Source organism: Aerococcus sp. L_32, assembly GCF_050689315.1.
Genome location: NZ_JBOEQF010000011.1, coordinates 1 through 16,082 on the forward strand (window position 1 = coordinate 1; position 16,082 = coordinate 16,082).

The window sequence follows — 16,082 nt, forward strand, 5'->3', positions numbered from 1 at the left end:
CCGTTAACCATTAAAAACGAGTATTTCAAAAGTCAGTGGGTTTATTCTACTGACTTTTTTTATTTTGTCCTAGGCCGTCTTGAAGCTCTTCTTCCGAGGAGGGTTATCGAGGAGTTACTTAATACCACTCTGCTGTATCTAAATATAAACGCTCAATAAAAGCAAAAAAGTTCATTAAAAATCTTTATTTTAATCACAGTATAAATCTTCTTGCTTGGTCTCATATTTATTTTAATAGATTGTTAAACTTTTCACAAATTCATTGTAAATCCACTAGCTTTGCGATAAAATTAATTTATAAGAACAGGAGAGTGTTTTCATGAGAGAAAAATTTTTAGTAAAAGATTATGTTAATAATGACTATAAAGATATCGTATTCAATCGTCGTTCATGCCGTCGATTTGACCCTAGTCAAAATATCAGTCGTGATGAAATCGTCGAAATGTTAGATGAAGCGACAATTACACCATCCGCATGTAACTTACAATCATGGCACTTTGTCGTCGTTGATAATGAAGAAGCTCGTAACAAAGTCAAAGCAGTCACGATGCCGTTTAACTATCCCCAATTAGAAACAGCACCAGTTACAATCTTTATATTAGGCGATACTCACTCACATAAAGTTTATCGCGAAGTTTGGACCAAAGTGTATGAAGAGGGCAAAATTACCAAAGAAAAATTAGACGCCATCTTCAATTCATTTTTACCAATGTATGAGAAAGCTGATCGCGACTTTTTAATTAAAGATGCTACCTTAGACAGTTCAATGTTAGCAATGCAATTATTATTGGTTGCTAGAGCACACGGATATGAAGCGAATGCATGGGCAGGCTATAATTCAAAAGACTTAGTTGCAACTTTAAACCTTGATAATGAGCGTTTCGTGCCTATTATGGCAATTTCAATTGGTAAACCAGGCGAAGAACCACTTGAATCAACACGTTATGATGTGAATTCTAAAATTAACTTTCTAGCATAAAAATTGGCTCTTTGTCAAATAAGGTTGATGAAGGATCATGCTAAGATCAAGCGACGAATAACGTTGCTTGATCTTTTTTCTTTGATTCGGGTTCATAAAGACGAGTCATGAGTAAGATTCTGTCTCTAAAATGGCTATAGTTTCGATAGCCATAGGCATTCCGTTTTAGTACTTTAATCTTATTGTTGATGCCCTCTAAGGGACCATTAGTCAAACCTGTGTAAACAAAACAATTGTGGATAGGTTTCTGATACTTTCTAAAGGTTCTTAAGACACGCTTTAATCCTGATGAGATCTTCAGCTGATTCGCTTGAATCAGGGTGGTTTCGAATCGTTTCCAGTTTTTTAAGCGATACGCTTGGCCTAATTGCTTTAGCAATACAATACCTTGATTAAGGATAATGCTTGTATCATCGAGCTTTGAACTTTACCAGATGGTGATGAGATAAAGAGCGGTAATGAGTCCGAGTAACGTTATAAATTAGAATTTATAGTGATGATTATCTGAAGGTGCACTACGAAATTGAGCAAAAGAATTGGAGTGTCAGTATGGAGTTAAAAGATTTTTACTTCCAAAATATACAAAAGGATGAATATCATTATCGTTTTTACGATTCGATTGAGAACGTTAATAATGTTTACAATATATTTAGTGGTTATACGGAAGTAGAGGATTATGAATTTGAGGTGTATGATGCAGAGGAAGCGATAATAAAGTTTAGAGAATTATGCCAGCCAGATGTAGATTTTTCTGGTAGTGAAAATAAATGTTGGTTTTATCTCATATCGTATTATTTATACAAAGTAGGATATGTGATAAAAGAATTTCCTAGATTATTGGCACGACCACCTGTTGCACCTAGTGACTTTACTTATGGAGAAATTAGGAACAGAATTATTGCAGAGGGAGATGATGATAATGGGACTGTTCGATATGCTGTCAGAAGAACATTTGTTGCAAGGTTGACATTTGAGCAGAAATCAACCTATGTTGATATAGATGATTCAATCAATCAAAAGTTTATTGAGATATCAAACCGACAAGCATCATTCAATAATATGAGTATAGATGAAAAACTTGCAGAGATAGCAAATTTAATAGAAAGTTTATTAAAGAAGAACGGTAAGTTTCTTACACTTGATTATTCTACGATTTGTTTTGATTATATTTCTAACGATGTAGTAACAAGCTATAGAAAGAAAATGCATTGTTTTAGGCATGCCACAGATGATGCAATATCGGAAAGAAAAACCTATTCGGAAGAACAAAAAAGCTTCTTTGTTGATTATGGATTGACCATTGTTAAAGTGATACATTCTTTGTTGGAATAAAAACTGAGTAGACAAGTTTTTCGGGGCAAACAAGATTTCAACCTGTCGGAGTCATTTTTTCAAATCGGATAAAGGAACTGATATTTTCCCACATGCGCAAGCCCACAGTGGATATATCCCCTCAAAGATAATTTGGTAAAAAAGGAAAATAGAAATTCCCCTTTGACAGCTATGATTTCATCTCAAAACATGTTGAAGCAGTTATGTTAATGGAAAAGATAGTTGATTAAAACCTTGGTAATATAAGGCTGTTAATGAAAATGATAAAGGCGTTGAATGTGTAGATGATATTCAACGCCTTTACTGCTTTATTGACTGTTTTTTCCGTAATAGTTCAATAAAAGATGCTTCAGTATTTTTACGAGTGACACTAGTTTTGACGATTTTTTATGTTTAATTGTGAGGAACGTTTACATGACATTTGTTTATGGAATATATCACATATGTTATAATGGAGAAAAGTGTCAGGAGGTATTTCCATGAAATGGCAAGGGCGCAAACGTAGTGGTAATGTAAAAGACTTACGTGGTCGAAACACCGGAAGTGGTGGATTAGGTGGTTTGGGACAAGGGCGATCCGGAGGAAGAATACCTATTCAGCTTCCAGGTAGTCGTGGGACTTCAACTGGAGGCAGAAGCTTAGGTTGCGGTTCGATTATCTTAATGTTGATTCTATTCTTTGTATTTGGAGGGACATCTTTATTAGGTGGCAATCAGTCTAGTTCAAGCAATAATCAATCAAACGATCAAACCAGTCAGGTAGATGTCCAATTACCAGGACAGATGGAATCGAATACGCAAATTCAAGCAAATCCTGATAGTCAGGTCAGTTTGCCAGAGACTGGATCCACAGATAGTGACACAGTTACTGAAGATGAGTTGGCTGAATTTGTTTCCGTTATCCTATACGATACCGAAGAGTACTGGACACAAGCCTTTTCTGAAGCTGGATATACATATGAGAATCCAGACCTGGTCATCTTTGAGGATGCTGTGAATTCATCTTGTGGGTATAATACATCTGAGGTTGGACCTTTCTATTGCCCAACCGATGAAACCATTTATATCGACTTAGATTTTTATAATCAACTCGTTCAAAATTATGGTGGTGGTGGAGACTTCGCTATGGCCTATGTGATCGCCCATGAGGTAGGCCACCATGTCCAACAGCAACTTGGTATTTCCAATCAGGTTAGACAAATTCAGTCTGAAGTAGGTGAAACTGAACAAAATCAGTGGACTGTACGGATGGAATTGCAAGCGGACTATCTTGCGGGTGTATGGGCACATAACGTCGTTGAGAATGATTGGATGGAAGCAGGGGACCTTGAAGAAGGATTAAACGCAGCTTATCACATTGGTGATGATGTCTTGCAAGAAAAGGCCTATGGCTATACGATGCCCGACTCTTTTACGCATGGTACTGCTGAGCAACGACAAAACTGGTTTAAAAAAGGCTTAGAAGCAGGCGACTTGTCACAATGGGATACTTACAATATAGACTACAGTAGCCTATAAAGTGGGTCACAGAACTTTCTGAGTGATTATAGTATACATAGTAGGGAATTTTAGTGCAGCAACACATACTGTATTTGAATAGGATTTTATATATAAAATCTTCATATGTTTTTAAATAAATAATGATTATACTAACTACTAGTATGGTTTGTAGATGCCTCTTAAAGCCGGATTACAGTCTTGCTTTAGGAGGTTTTATCATGTGGAAGATAGCTAGGATATGCCGTAAGTCAAATGGATGATGATAGTTTTGAAACGTCGAACTAGCGTTGGGTAAAAGTGTCATCATTTTTACTTCATGATTGTAATAACAATCAAGTCGAATAAAAGTTTGCTTATCTTAATCTAATTGTCGAATTTCATCACGATTTGAAATCTATCCATACGTCTGGTATAATACGTATACAATTAAAGAACACAACTTATTCAGAGCAAGTGGAGGGATCTGGCCCTATGAAGCTTCAGCAACCTACCTTTGGCAAGGTGCTAATTCCAACTCGAAAGAGATAGATGAGTCTAACCAAGTTATTGGCACGACGAGTCGCGTTGTGCTTTTTTTATTGAATAAAATAACTAGGAGTGTGTTGAATGTTTAATGATGAATGCGTAAGTTTTAGTGAATTTGTAGGTGGAATTGGTGCCTTAGGTTTTATGCCGTATTTTCGTTTCTACAGAAGTAAGACAGGGGATCCTAAAGAACATGATCATATTGCTGTGATCTGTCGTAACGAGCCTTGTTCAGGTGCACATATTGCTAGAGTTTGTGTGTGTTGTATAGGGAAAGTCCATGTCAATGATTATGATGGGTTTAAGGAGGCAATAAGCCCTGAAACTTACGATCAATTAGTCAATTTGATTACTAATTTTTCCTATACAGATGTGGACTATAAAGCAATACGGTAGTAAAAAAGAGACCCTACTAGTGACCGTTATGGCTAGCTAGTAGGGTCTTTTGATTTTTTATGAAGAAGGATTTTTAGAACGATATGAAATTATTGAAGTAATTCTTTAAAGGCGTCCACAAGCGGTGTTAGGGGTTTGCCTAATACTTTTTCAAAGTCATCTGATTGTACATCTAATACACCGTTTTTGATGTCTCCTTGAATCGCTAGGAAGAAGCCTGCTACTGGTTCTGGCAATTGATTGTCAGTTAGATTTTTAACGAATGCTTCGTCGTTAGTTTCGAGAGGGGCAATTTCTTTACCTATTGCTTCTGCTAGTGCTTTAGTTAAAGTCGCGTAGTCTACTGGTTTACCAGATAGTTCTAAGATTTCAGGGAATGTTTTTTCGCCAGCTAAAACGATCGCAGCTGCTTCAGCATATTCGCGACGCAATGCCCAACCAGCTTTACCATTTTCAGCGGTGTATAATAGTTTGCCACTGTTTAAAGCTGCACCTACAAGCGGTAGTTCATTTTCCAAGTACCAGTTATTTCTTAAAATTGTAAAAGGAATGCCGGATGCTTTGATGGCTTTTTCGGTATAACGGTGGTCAGTTGCTAGGTCGGCAGAAGATTGGTCTGCACGGGCGAAGCTTGTATAGGTGATAAAGCTGACGCCAGCTTCTTTGGCTGCATCAATTGCATTTTGATGTTCTTCTTGACGAGTGCCAGGTGCTGATGAAACTAGTAATAAGCGGTCAATACCTGTGAAGGCAGCTTTTAAAGATGCTTTATCTAAGTAATCGCCGATGTGTACTGTATAGCCAGCTTCAGCAAGTGGTGCAGCTTTTTCTTCGCTTCGTGCTAAGATGTGGATATCTGATACTGGAACTAATGTTTTTAATTTGTCTAATGCGAGGCCACCAAAGGCACCTGTTGCGCCAGTTACTAAATATTTCATAAATAAACACTCCTTTTTTCAACCTGTAATAATTAAAGTTACAGGTTAATAATAGTGAATGTGCTATAATAAGTCAAGAGAAAAGAGGTGGGATATTCAGATGAAACATTCAGTAAAATTTAGTGATGCTATTCATATTCTAGTTTATATCGAGATGCTTCAAGGCACAGACTTATCTAGTGAAGTGATTGCCAAAAGTGTGAATGCTAATCCCGTTTCTGTTAGACGCATTATGAGTAGCCTAAAAAAGGCCGGCCTGATCACTAGTCAATCAGGAAAGGCCGATCCGAAATTAAGTAGAGAACCAGCGGCGATTTCTTTTTATGATATTTATCAAGCTATTGATGAAGAACAGCAAATATTCCGTGTAGATGAGAAAACAGCACCTGCCTGTATCGTAGGCGGTAACATCCAAGGTGTATTAGCTGAAAAATATGATCAATTGCAACGTAGCGTCGAATTGGAGATGCAACAAATCAACTTAGGAGATATTATCCATTCAGTCTCTCAAAGTGCCAATCAATCTGAATTAAACGACGAAGAAACCAAGCAAATACTCCAACGATTTTTATAAAAATAAGCTAAGTCGATAATACTTGTAGGTGGTATTTATGATGATAGGTTTCTCATAAAGCCTGAAACAACCCGTTTATCCTTTGGAATCGAAGCTGTTAGTATAAGCATAACAGGTTTAGAAAAAGTATCAGCAGTAATTTAATGAGTAAGTAAAAGTTGCGGAGAGTTTACCTGTAAGCAGAAATTAAGTTGATGAAGGTATAAAACTAATTTTTAAAATGTTATGTGCTACATCTTATTAATATAGTGAATTACGCTTAACAAAAGATTTAAAATGAAAAAACAATTAAATATAAAAGGTTGACTTATCATCAAAATGACATTATCATATATCTAAATTGATATATGCAATACGCGATGATGAGATAAGTATTTTATAACCCTTGCTAAGAGAGCCTATGTGTGGTGGAAGTAGGTCAAGGGGATTAGGGGAAAATGGTCTAGGAGCATAATAGTTTAAGCCGAAAATAGGTGAGAATTATTCGGAATCCCCCGTTACAGGGAAAGAGTACAATGATTTTTTAGCGTACTCTGTGAGTTTATATTAGCGATAATATACTAAAATAAGGTGGTACCATGAAGTAGCTTTCATCCTTTGCATAAGCAAGGGATGGAAGCTTTTTTGATGAAAAAAATGATAAAATCGGGGGAAATTATTATGACAAAAGACTATAAAATTGAGACACAAGCCATTCACGCTGCCCAAACGATTGATGAAACAGGGTCACGCGCTGTTCCTCTACACCAAACAACAGCTTATGTTTTTGATGATGTAGCGCAAGGCGCTAATCGTTTTGCCTTAGCAGAAGGTGGCAATATTTATACGCGAATCACAAATCCTACTCAGGGCGTCTTTGAAGGTAGAGTGGCTGCTTTAGAAGGCGGTTCAGCTGGTTTGGCTGTCGCTTCGGGTATGGCCGCTATTACTTATGCTATTCAAGTTTTAGCTAAAGCAGGAGACCACATTGTAGCTACAGCTAACCTATATGGCGGAAGCCACAACTTATTTGAACATACTTTCAAGGACTTCGGTATCGATGTGACGATAGTAGATACGAGTGATTTAGCGAATGTGGACCAAGCTATTCAAGACAATACCAAGGCTGTATTTGTAGAAACAATCGGCAATCCGGCTGGAAATATTGAAGATATTAGTGGCTTAGCTGAAGTAGCGCATAAACATGGTATTCCATTAATCGTTGATAATACTTTTGCAACACCTTACCTAGCGCGTCCTATTGAACATGGTGCAGATATCGTTGTCCATTCAGCAACTAAATTTATTGGTGGGCACGGTACTTCAATCGGTGGGGTAATTGTAGAAAGTGGACAGTTTGACTGGAAACAAAACGATAAGTTCACAGGCTTAAGTCAAGCTGATCCAACTTATAATGATCTTATTTTCGCAGATGCCTTTGGGCCAGCAGCTTATACGACAAAAATTCGTGCGACGCTATTACGAGATACAGGGGCTGCAATTTCACCTTTCAATGCTTGGTTATTAGTTCAAGGCTTAGAATCATTACATGTGCGTATGGATCGTCATGTTGAAAATGCAGAGAAGGTGGCTACATTCTTAGCGCAACACGACAAAGTAGAATGGGTGGATTATGCGGGATTAGAAAGTAGTCCATATTATAGCTTAAAAGAAAAATACTTACCTCTAGGGGCAGGTTCAATCTTTACCTTTGGTGTTAAAGGTGGCTATGAAGGTGGGGTTAAATTCATTGAAAATCTAGAATTATTCTCTCTATTAGCGAATGTTGGAGATGCTAAATCATTAGTGGTTCACCCGGCTTCAATGACCCATAGTCAGCTAACTGAAGAAGAACTAGCTGAAGGTGGTATTAAACCTGAAACAATCCGTTTGTCTATCGGAATTGAAAATGTGGATGATATCATAGCTGACTTAGATAAAGCATTAGCTGCGATTTAATGACTTAGTAAAAGATAGATTGATGTAGGAACAATTTTATATATTATGCAGGCTATAATTGAATAGATTATAGCCTTTTTTATCCCAAAAATTATATTCGCAATTTTATATATTAAGATATAAAACATACAATCATGCTTTCAATAATTTGAGAAAAATGAACTATAAAAAGTTAGATAAATCTAGGATGTTAGGGGACTGATATCGAGGTTTAATTTTGGAAATAGAACGCGAATAATTATGCTACGGTATTTTATGTTGGTTTGTTGTTGGGATTATCACTGGTGATATTAGTAAAGCTACAGCGACTGGCTTTCCATTGTTTTTAATATTAGCCTTTTTCGATGATCTTCTGATAAAATGGGTTAAACAAATGGTTGCGACTATAAAAAATCGAGACCTGTAAAAGGAGCCCATCATGAACGAAGGTAATAAAAGAAGTAATATTCAAATTGGTAGCCAGGTAAAAATTGTTCAAAAACAGGACCAACGATCTGGAAAATTAGCAGAGGGGATTGTGAGTAAAATCCTGACAAACTCTCAAAACCATCCACATGGTATTAAAGTCATGCTAGAAGATGGCACCGTTGGCCGAGTAAAGGAAATATTATAATTGAAATAAAACTTTCAAATAATTAGGAAGCTAGGTATCTACAACCTTAGTGGATACCTAGCTTTTTTATTGTTGCTTCATTTAATTTATAATTTGTTGCTTGATTTGGAAGAAACGGTATATATCACATTTAAGTTAAGTGATAGCTGAAATCTAAATTCTATCGAAGTTTACGCACTGCCTCTACCACGATTAAAGGCATGGAAGCCATTCGAGGATTATATAAGAAAACCCGAAAAGAAGGCACTCTCTTCGGGTTTTCGGTCTGTACTGAAATCAAGGTATTATTGGGAATCCCAGCTTAAATCATAGATACCGTAAGGGATTTTATTCTTTATTTAAAACTTTGCAACAGAACCCAATGAACATTTGATATGAATAATTAAGATATAATGATTTAAATATCCATTCTTTAATGTTTTGTTAATAAAACCCTTGACTTCTTTTTGCTTGTCCCGTTATACTCTAGTTAATCGAATAACAACTTTAAACCAATGAAGTGGAGATAACGTTGTAACGTGCAGTTACAGGGAGTGGGGATTACTGAGAGCCTCGCACAACGCAGTGCATCAAATGGACCACGGAGGGCGCAGTTAAAGGAAGTGTATTTGGAGATAAACTTCTGATTATTCTGCGACGTGACGCATACGTCAGTTGCGAGGGATATGTTAGTATCCTGCAGAGCGTACAGGCGTAGTGTCTGTAAATTTAAGGTGGTACCGCGGATGTTTTTAGAGCACCCGTCCTTGACTTGTATTAGTCATGGATGGGTGCTTTTTCTGTTGTTTTCGCCCCGATCATCATGACTAGCCGTAATTTTATGATTTTAATAATGAATTAAAAGGAGCGTACGACAATGATTAAACCAAGTTTAGAAGAGGCGAGACAGTTAGGGAAAGACCATACGATTATTCCAATTGCTTTAGAAATTTTTTCCGATGTAGCAACCTCAATCGAAGTGCTGAGAACAATCAGCAAACAATCCGACCACTTTTACCTATTGGAGAGTGTGGTGAATAAGGATAACTGGAGTCGTTATTCTTTTCTTGGCTATAAACCAAACTTGTCGATCTACTCAACAGACGGCCAAGTGACCGTGCAAGAGGGCAAGCATGAAGAAAGCTTCCAAGCAGATGATCCACTAGCATCCTTGAACGATATCCTTGACCGTTATAAGAGCCCAAGTATTGATTATTTACCGCCTTTTACAGGAGGTTTGGTTGGTTACTTGTCTTATGACTGCATCAAATATACGGAACCATCTCTACAGTTAACGAAAAATAACCCAGAAAATTTCCGGGACTACCATTTCATGTTGATGGATAAGGTCATTGCCTTTGACCACTTCCGCCAAAAGATTGTCTTAATCGTCAATATTGAAACCGATAAATTAGAAGAAAACTACATCCAAGGGGCTACAGACTTGAAGGATATGGAGCAGCTGATTATGCGTCCAGATTCTGTTCGCGAGGAGGACTTGGCCCAAGAGGTGGGCGACTTTGAAGCTTTGTTTAGCCAAGAAGATTACGAGCGTATCGTAGAGAAAATCCAACACCATATTGTGGAGGGTGACATCTTCCAAGCGGTTGTGTCCAACCGGTTTAAGGCCCCATTTGCCGGGTCACTACTCCAAACTTATCGCCTGCTTCGGACGATTAATCCGTCACCTTACATGGTTTACATGCATTTCGATGACTTAGAAATCGCGTGTGCATCACCGGAAACCCTGGTTTCTGTTCGTAACGGGGTCGCTTCATCCTTCCCATTAGCTGGTACTGTACCGCGCGGGGCAACGGATGCGGAAGATAGGGCATTAGTTGAAGGCCTCTTACAAAATAAAAAAGAGTTGGCTGAACATGACATGCTTGTTGACTTAGCCCGCAACGATATTGGAAAGGTCGCTGAATTCGGTACGCTAGAAGTCAGTGAATACAGAGCCATCAAGCAGTTTTCACACGTCAGCCACATTTCATCCAAGGTAACGGCCAAAGTCAGACCAGACGCGACTTGTTTAGATGTCTTAAAAGCGGCACTACCAGCGGGTACTTTATCCGGTGCCCCTAAGATTCGGGCCTGCCAATTGATTGATGAAATTGAAGATACTAAACGGGGCCAATATGGCGGTGCTTTAGGCTATATCGACTTTGCCGGCAACATGGACATGTGTATCGGCATCCGGATGGCTGTCTTGAAGAATGACCAAGTCTTTGTCCAATCTGGCGCTGGGATTGTGGCAGATTCAGATCCTGAAAAAGAATACTTAGAAACAAAGAACAAGGCCAAAGCCATGATGACAGCATTAGGCCACGAGGAGGGATAAGGATGATTTTACTGATAGACAACTATGACAGTTTTACCTACAACCTTTACCAATTGCTAGGTAAAAATACCAGAGAAGAGATTCAAGTCGTTCGTAATGATCAAGTCACTGTTGAAGAAATTATCGCTTTAAACCCTTCGCATATTGTGATTTCACCTGGTCCTGGACGACCGGAAGATGCAGGTATAACAGTAGATGTAACCAAAGAATTGGCTAGTCATTTTCCGATTTTAGGGGTTTGTCTAGGACTTCAAGCTATGTGTTTAGCCTACGGGGCAGATATTATCCATGCACAACCAGCCATTCATGGTAAGCAGTCAATTATTCATGTAGCTAGTGGGAGCGAAATTTTTAGAGGGTTACCACCAGTTGTCCCTGTGGCACGCTACCATTCACTGATTGCGGATCGACAAACGTTACCAGATGAATTGCTGGTGATTGCCGAATCGGACAAGGGTGAGGTGATGGCTGTCCGTCACCGTAAATACCCAATGTTTGGTGTCCAGTTCCATCCCGAGTCGATACTGACACCTTCAGGCGAAACGATGATTCAGAATTTTCTTAAAGTAGGAGGAAATACACATGATTAACCAAGCGATTAGTGAATTATTTTTAGGTAATGATTTATCAAAAGAAACTGCAGGCCAAGTCATGAACCAAATGATGGAAGGGGAGGCTACTGACAGTCAAATGGGTGCTTACCTTGCGGCTTTGCGGATGAAGGGTGAAACAATTGACGAAATTACTGCTTCAGCTGAAGTCATGCGTGATAAGGGCCTTAAATTATCCGCGAAAAAGGACGTCCTTGATATTGTTGGGACGGGTGGGGATGAGCTAAACTCCTTCAACATTTCAACCATTTCTGCCTTTGTCGTTGCGGCTGCTGGTGTTGCGGTAGCCAAACATGGTAACCGGTCAGTATCGAGTAAATGTGGGTCAGCGGATGTATTGGAAGCCTTGGGCGCAAACATCTTCCTAACGGCGGACCAAAGTGCACAAATCTTAGAAGAAACAGATTTTTGCTTTATGATCGCCCAAACTTATCATGCGGCAATGAAACATGTCGCACCAGTCCGTAAGCAACTAGGAGCGCGTACCATGTTCAATATCCTTGGCCCATTAGCCAACCCAGCTGGTGCAACGAAACAGTTACTAGGTGTATACGACGAGAAATTAGTGGAACCACTAGCTCAAGTATTAAACCAATTGAATGTGAAACGGGCTATGGTGGTTCACGGTCATGACGGCTTGGATGAAATCACCATTACATCAACGACAACTATCTGTGAAGTAAACAACGGTAAGGTGACTAGCTACTTTATTACCCCAGAACAATTCGGCCTTGAACGCGGTCAATTGAGCGAGCTAATCGGTGGTGATCCAGAAGAGAATGCTCGGATTGCTTTAGATATCTTAAACGGTGAACAAGGTGCCCGCCGCAATATCGTTGTCATGAATGCGGCTTGCTGCCTGTACATGGGTAAAGATGAATTGTCTTTACGCGACTGCGTCCGTCTAGCTGAAGAAATGCTTGATTCAGGTAAGGCTAAAGCTAAATTAGATGAATTTATTGCGGCAACTAACCGTGTTGGTCAGGAGGTTTATGCATGAGTATCTTAGATGAAATCGTCCTTGCCCGGGGGAAAAGGGTAGCCGAAGACAAGCTGAAAACGCCTTTGGAAGATTTGTTAGCGACTTTACCAGACCGTCATTTGCTACCTTTTGCTTTTGAACAAGCTTTGAAAGAAGGGGACATGTCCTTTATATGCGAAGTGAAGAAAGCCTCGCCATCAAAGGGTTTAATTGCTAAAGAGTTCCCTTATGTGGACATTGCCAAAGATTACCAAGCGGCTGGGGCGACGGCCTTGTCGGTTTTAACGGAAGAAGATTATTTCCAAGGGCGCAACCAATACTTACAGGAAATTAGCCAAGCAGTAGCTATTCCTATTTTACGAAAAGATTTTATTGTCGATCCTTATCAAATCTACCAAGCTCGGGCAATCGGGGCGGACGCTATACTATTGATTTGTGCAATCTTAAGTCCAGACCAGTTGGCCGCATACATTGCCTTAGCGGACGAATTGGGCTTGTCGGTTTTAGTGGAAGCCCATGACGCGGACGAAATTGCCATGGCCATTCAAGCTGGTAGCCGAATTATCGGGGTCAACAACCGAAATTTACATAACTTTGAAGTGGACTTCCAAAATTCGATTCGCTTGAGAAATCTGACGCCGAATGACACGGTATTTGTTGCTGAGAGTGGCGTTAAAACAGCAGCGGATATTCAATTACTACATGAAAATAGAGTGGATGCTGTTTTGATTGGTGAATCAATGATGCTAGCTAAGGATAAAAAAGCAAAGTTAAATGAATTAAAAGGGGCTTTGTAATGGTTAAGGTGAAAATTTGTGGCTTGAGACGTCCGGAAGATATTGAGGCAGCGAATGTGGCTAAACCAGATTATGTGGGTTTTATCTTTGTGGAAGGAACCAAGCGGTATGTGAAGCCTGACTTAGCGGCAAGTTTTAGACGTGATTTAGCGGCGGATATTCAAACGGTGGGCGTTTTTGTGAATGCCCCAATTGAAGAGATTGTGGCGATTTGTCAGGCGGGGACTATTGATTTAGTCCAGTTACACGGCGAAGAAGACCAGGCCTATATTGAACATTTGAAGGGTCAAGTTAACCAAGATATTATCAAATCGGTTGCGGTTAGGGATGAATTGGTGGTGGATCCAAATCAAGCTGACTATTTGTTGTTTGACAGCTTAAGCCCAAATCGTGGTGGTTCGGGCAAGACTTTTAACTGGCAAATGGTGTCAGCTTATAAAGAGAAGCCTTTTTTCCTGGCTGGAGGTCTAGGGGTTGACAATATTGAAGAGGCCTTAAAAGTGGTTCGGCCTTATGCGGTAGACGCGTCGTCGTCACTTGAAACCGATGGGGTAAAGGATCCAGTTAAAATGCAGGAATTCGTAGCGAAAATACGGGAGGTAACACATGACTAATGGTAGATTTGGCGACTTTGGTGGCCAGTATATTCCAGAAACCTTGATGGCGGAAGTGCAACGGGTGGAGGAAGCCTACAATTTTTATAAGAATGATGAGGCATTTCAGGCGGAGTTGACGACTTTATTAAATGATTATGCGGGTCGTCCGTCGCGTTTGTATTATGCAGAGAATATGACGGCTGATTTAGGCGGGGCCAAGGTCTATCTAAAAAGAGAAGACTTGAACCATACAGGATCACACAAAATTAACAACGTCCTAGGGCAAGCCTTGTTGGCGAAAAAAATGGGGAAAACCCGTTTAATTGCAGAAACTGGGGCTGGTCAGCACGGGGTGGCCACAGCAACAGCGGCGGCCTTATTGAAGATGGAATGTGAAATTTTTATGGGGCAAGAAGATACAGACCGCCAAGCTTTGAATGTCTTTCGGATGGAATTGTTAGGGGCTAAGGTTAACAGTGTGGCTAAGGGAACCAAAACCTTGAAGGATGCGGTGAACGAAACCATGCGTGAATGGAGTAATCGGGTAGAGGATACTCATTATGTCTTAGGCTCTGTCATGGGGCCACATCCTTATCCAACTATGGTGCGTGATTTCCAAAGTGTGATCAGTCGTGAAATTAAAGCTGAATTCCAGAAAAATCACGGGCAATTGCCGGATGCGGTCATTGCTTGTGTGGGTGGTGGGTCTAATGCTATAGGGACTTTCTACCACTTTATTGAAGACGAAGGGGTTCGTTTAATTGGTTGTGAAGCGGCTGGAAAAGGGATTCATACGACTCAACATGCAGCGACTATGGCCAAGGGGACGACAGGTATTTTCCACGGTATGAAGAGTTTATTCTGCCAAGATGAATATGGTCAAATCGCCCCAGTTTATTCGATTTCAGCGGGTCTTGACTACCCAGGGATTGGGCCAGAACACGCCCGTTTAAATGAAGTTGGGCGTGCTGAATATGTACCAGTAACAGATGATGAAGCGGTGGCAGCTTTTGAATACCTATCTAAAATGGAAGGGATTATTCCAGCGATTGAATCTGCCCACGCTGTTGCTTACGCCCAAAAATTGGCGCCTACATTATCACCAGACGAAAGCATCGTGATTTGTTTATCAGGACGTGGGGACAAGGATGTGGCAGCCATTGCCCGTTATAAAGGAGAAGAGATCTATGAGTAAAATAGCTGAAGCATTCCAAAATAAAAAAGCCTTTATCACCTATTTGATGGCAGGCGATCCCAACCTGGACCAATCAGCTGAAAATATCCTAGCTGCCCAACAAGCAGGGGCTGACCTAATTGAAATTGGGATCCCTTTCTCAGATCCAATCGCTGAAGGGCCAGTTGTAGAAAATGCGAGTGTCCGGGCCTTATCAGCAGGGGTGCGCTTGAATAACGTCTTTGATATGGTAGCTTCATTGCAGGGTCAAATTCGTGTGCCTTTGGTATTCATGACATATCTAAACCCGGTTTTTGTATACGGTTATGACAAGTTTTTCGCTAAATGCCAAGAAATTGGTGTTTCTGGTATTATCATTCCTGATTTGCCTTTTGAGGAAGATAACGAGGTGAAAGTTGTTGCGAATCAATACGGGATTGAAGTTATTACTTTGATTGCACCGACCTCTAAAGACCGGATTAAAGATGTTGCCAAAAAGGCTCAAGGCTTTATCTATCTAGTGTCATCTATGGGGGTAACGGGCGTGCGGTCTAATATCACAACGGATATTTCTGCCATGGTGGCGGAAATTCGTGCTGTTTCAGATATTCCAGTAGCCGTTGGATTTGGGATTAATACACCAAGTCAAGTGAAAGATATCTCAGCCAAAGCAGATGGCGTCATTGTAGGGAGCGGGATTGTGCGTTTAGTTGAAGCTCACGGAAATGATGCCAAGTCTTACATTTATGACTACGTCAATGAAATGCAAGCAGCCCTAAGGTAGCATGCTCTAGGAAATATTGGTAAA

The 16,082-nt window shown here is 39.9% G+C and carries 16 protein-coding genes, 1 riboswitch and 1 other annotated feature; of the genes, 14 read left to right on the forward strand and 2 right to left on the reverse strand.

Annotation, left to right across the window (positions count from 1 at the left end; all coding sequences use genetic code 11):
* Nucleotides 1-319: 319 nt before the first annotated feature.
* Nucleotides 320-979 (forward strand): nitroreductase family protein, encoded by a 660-nt coding sequence (locus ACRCJ0_RS01760; RefSeq protein WP_149256568.1) that lies wholly within the window; start codon nt 320-322, stop codon nt 977-979.
* A 46-nt stretch (nt 980-1,025) separates the two neighbouring features.
* On the opposite strand, the gene ACRCJ0_RS01765 is transcribed toward ACRCJ0_RS01760, so the two are convergent.
* Nucleotides 1,026-1,358 (reverse strand): transposase, encoded by a 333-nt coding sequence (locus ACRCJ0_RS01765; RefSeq protein ID WP_149256567.1) that lies wholly within the window; start codon nt 1,356-1,358, stop codon nt 1,026-1,028.
* Nucleotides 1,359-1,528: 170 nt separating this feature from the next.
* On the opposite strand from ACRCJ0_RS01765, the gene ACRCJ0_RS01770 reads away from it, so the two are divergent.
* The 3 genes from ACRCJ0_RS01770 to ACRCJ0_RS01780 all read left to right on the forward strand — a co-directional run bounded on the left by ACRCJ0_RS01770 (nt 1,529) and on the right by ACRCJ0_RS01780 (nt 4,731).
* Nucleotides 1,529-2,311 carry a hypothetical protein gene (locus ACRCJ0_RS01770; RefSeq protein ID WP_419971736.1) on the forward strand — a complete coding sequence of 261 codons (783 nt, stop codon included), beginning with the start codon at nt 1,529-1,531 and terminating at the stop codon, nt 2,309-2,311.
* A gap of 479 nt (nt 2,312-2,790) precedes the next feature.
* Nucleotides 2,791-3,828 carry a KPN_02809 family neutral zinc metallopeptidase gene (gene ypfJ, locus ACRCJ0_RS01775; RefSeq protein ID WP_417893113.1) on the forward strand — a complete coding sequence of 346 codons (1,038 nt, stop codon included), beginning with the start codon at nt 2,791-2,793 and terminating at the stop codon, nt 3,826-3,828.
* A gap of 419 nt (nt 3,829-4,247) precedes the next feature.
* A riboswitch (SAM riboswitch) is annotated at nt 4,248-4,345 on the forward strand.
* A gap of 71 nt (nt 4,346-4,416) precedes the next feature.
* Nucleotides 4,417-4,731 (forward strand): hypothetical protein, encoded by a 315-nt coding sequence (locus ACRCJ0_RS01780; protein WP_417893112.1) that lies wholly within the window; start codon nt 4,417-4,419, stop codon nt 4,729-4,731.
* An 89-nt stretch (nt 4,732-4,820) separates the two neighbouring features.
* Here ACRCJ0_RS01780 and ACRCJ0_RS01785 read toward each other — a convergent pair whose 3' ends face one another.
* Complete coding sequence (locus tag ACRCJ0_RS01785; RefSeq protein WP_419971735.1) at nt 4,821-5,669, reverse strand: SDR family oxidoreductase; 849 nt, start codon at nt 5,667-5,669, stop codon at nt 4,821-4,823.
* 100 nt (nt 5,670-5,769) lie between these two features.
* On the opposite strand from ACRCJ0_RS01785, the gene ACRCJ0_RS01790 reads away from it, so the two are divergent.
* From ACRCJ0_RS01790 to trpA, 10 genes are all read left to right on the forward strand, one after another.
* Nucleotides 5,770-6,243: an Rrf2 family transcriptional regulator gene (locus ACRCJ0_RS01790; RefSeq protein ID WP_419971734.1), complete on the forward strand. Its 474-nt coding sequence runs from the start codon at nt 5,770-5,772 to the stop codon at nt 6,241-6,243.
* A 350-nt stretch (nt 6,244-6,593) separates the two neighbouring features.
* Nucleotides 6,594-6,844 (forward strand) — a binding site (T-box leader).
* 59 nt (nt 6,845-6,903) lie between these two features.
* Complete coding sequence (locus ACRCJ0_RS01795; RefSeq protein ID WP_419971733.1) at nt 6,904-8,181, forward strand: O-acetylhomoserine aminocarboxypropyltransferase/cysteine synthase family protein; 1,278 nt, start codon at nt 6,904-6,906, stop codon at nt 8,179-8,181.
* A 418-nt stretch (nt 8,182-8,599) separates the two neighbouring features.
* On the forward strand, nt 8,600-8,794 hold the full coding sequence (locus ACRCJ0_RS01800) for a YwbE family protein (RefSeq protein WP_417893108.1): 195 nt from the start codon (nt 8,600-8,602) through the stop codon (nt 8,792-8,794).
* An 856-nt stretch (nt 8,795-9,650) separates the two neighbouring features.
* Complete coding sequence (locus ACRCJ0_RS01805; RefSeq protein WP_417893106.1) at nt 9,651-11,114, forward strand: anthranilate synthase component I family protein; 1,464 nt, start codon at nt 9,651-9,653, stop codon at nt 11,112-11,114.
* Between the two features lie 2 nt (nt 11,115-11,116).
* Nucleotides 11,117-11,704, forward strand: coding sequence for an anthranilate synthase component II (locus ACRCJ0_RS01810; RefSeq protein ID WP_419971732.1), 588 nt, complete (start codon nt 11,117-11,119; stop codon nt 11,702-11,704).
* A complete protein-coding gene (trpD, locus tag ACRCJ0_RS01815; protein ID WP_417893104.1) occupies nt 11,697-12,725 on the forward strand; it encodes an anthranilate phosphoribosyltransferase in 1,029 nt (342 codons plus the stop codon). The genes ACRCJ0_RS01810 and trpD overlap by 8 nt, the downstream gene beginning before the upstream one ends.
* The gene (gene trpC / locus ACRCJ0_RS01820; RefSeq protein WP_431387420.1) at nt 12,722-13,504 is read left to right on the forward strand and encodes an indole-3-glycerol phosphate synthase TrpC; all 783 of its coding nucleotides are present in this window, start codon (nt 12,722-12,724) and stop codon (nt 13,502-13,504) included. The genes trpD and trpC overlap by 4 nt, the downstream gene beginning before the upstream one ends.
* Nucleotides 13,504-14,118, forward strand: coding sequence for a phosphoribosylanthranilate isomerase (locus tag ACRCJ0_RS01825; protein ID WP_431389324.1), 615 nt, complete (start codon nt 13,504-13,506; stop codon nt 14,116-14,118). The genes trpC and ACRCJ0_RS01825 overlap by 1 nt, the downstream gene beginning before the upstream one ends.
* The gene (gene trpB, locus ACRCJ0_RS01830; RefSeq protein ID WP_431387418.1) at nt 14,111-15,295 is read left to right on the forward strand and encodes a tryptophan synthase subunit beta; all 1,185 of its coding nucleotides are present in this window, start codon (nt 14,111-14,113) and stop codon (nt 15,293-15,295) included. Before ACRCJ0_RS01825 ends, trpB begins: the two co-directional genes overlap by 8 nt.
* Entirely contained in the window at nt 15,288-16,058 is a 771-nt protein-coding gene (trpA, locus tag ACRCJ0_RS01835; protein WP_431387417.1) for a tryptophan synthase subunit alpha, read from the forward strand. The genes trpB and trpA overlap by 8 nt, the downstream gene beginning before the upstream one ends.
* Nucleotides 16,059-16,082: the final 24 nt, after the last annotated feature.

Coding starts and splice junctions, on each gene's coding strand:
- ACRCJ0_RS01760 (WP_149256568.1), top strand. CDS start 320: ATGAGAGAAAAATTTTTAGTAAAAGATTATGTTAATAATGACTATAAA.
- ACRCJ0_RS01770 (WP_419971736.1), top strand. CDS start 1,529: ATGGAGTTAAAAGATTTTTACTTCCAAAATATACAAAAGGATGAATAT.
- ypfJ (WP_417893113.1), top strand. CDS start 2,791: ATGAAATGGCAAGGGCGCAAACGTAGTGGTAATGTAAAAGACTTACGT.
- ACRCJ0_RS01780 (WP_417893112.1), top strand. CDS start 4,417: ATGTTTAATGATGAATGCGTAAGTTTTAGTGAATTTGTAGGTGGAATT.
- ACRCJ0_RS01785 (WP_419971735.1), bottom strand. CDS start 5,669: ATGAAATATTTAGTAACTGGCGCAACAGGTGCCTTTGGTGGCCTCGCA.
- ACRCJ0_RS01790 (WP_419971734.1), top strand. CDS start 5,770: ATGAAACATTCAGTAAAATTTAGTGATGCTATTCATATTCTAGTTTAT.
- ACRCJ0_RS01795 (WP_419971733.1), top strand. CDS start 6,904: ATGACAAAAGACTATAAAATTGAGACACAAGCCATTCACGCTGCCCAA.
- ACRCJ0_RS01800 (WP_417893108.1), top strand. CDS start 8,600: ATGAACGAAGGTAATAAAAGAAGTAATATTCAAATTGGTAGCCAGGTA.
- ACRCJ0_RS01805 (WP_417893106.1), top strand. CDS start 9,651: ATGATTAAACCAAGTTTAGAAGAGGCGAGACAGTTAGGGAAAGACCAT.
- ACRCJ0_RS01810 (WP_419971732.1), top strand. CDS start 11,117: ATGATTTTACTGATAGACAACTATGACAGTTTTACCTACAACCTTTAC.
- trpD (WP_417893104.1), top strand. CDS start 11,697: ATGATTAACCAAGCGATTAGTGAATTATTTTTAGGTAATGATTTATCA.
- trpC (WP_431387420.1), top strand. CDS start 12,722: ATGAGTATCTTAGATGAAATCGTCCTTGCCCGGGGGAAAAGGGTAGCC.
- ACRCJ0_RS01825 (WP_431389324.1), top strand. CDS start 13,504: ATGGTTAAGGTGAAAATTTGTGGCTTGAGACGTCCGGAAGATATTGAG.
- trpB (WP_431387418.1), top strand. CDS start 14,111: ATGACTAATGGTAGATTTGGCGACTTTGGTGGCCAGTATATTCCAGAA.
- trpA (WP_431387417.1), top strand. CDS start 15,288: ATGAGTAAAATAGCTGAAGCATTCCAAAATAAAAAAGCCTTTATCACC.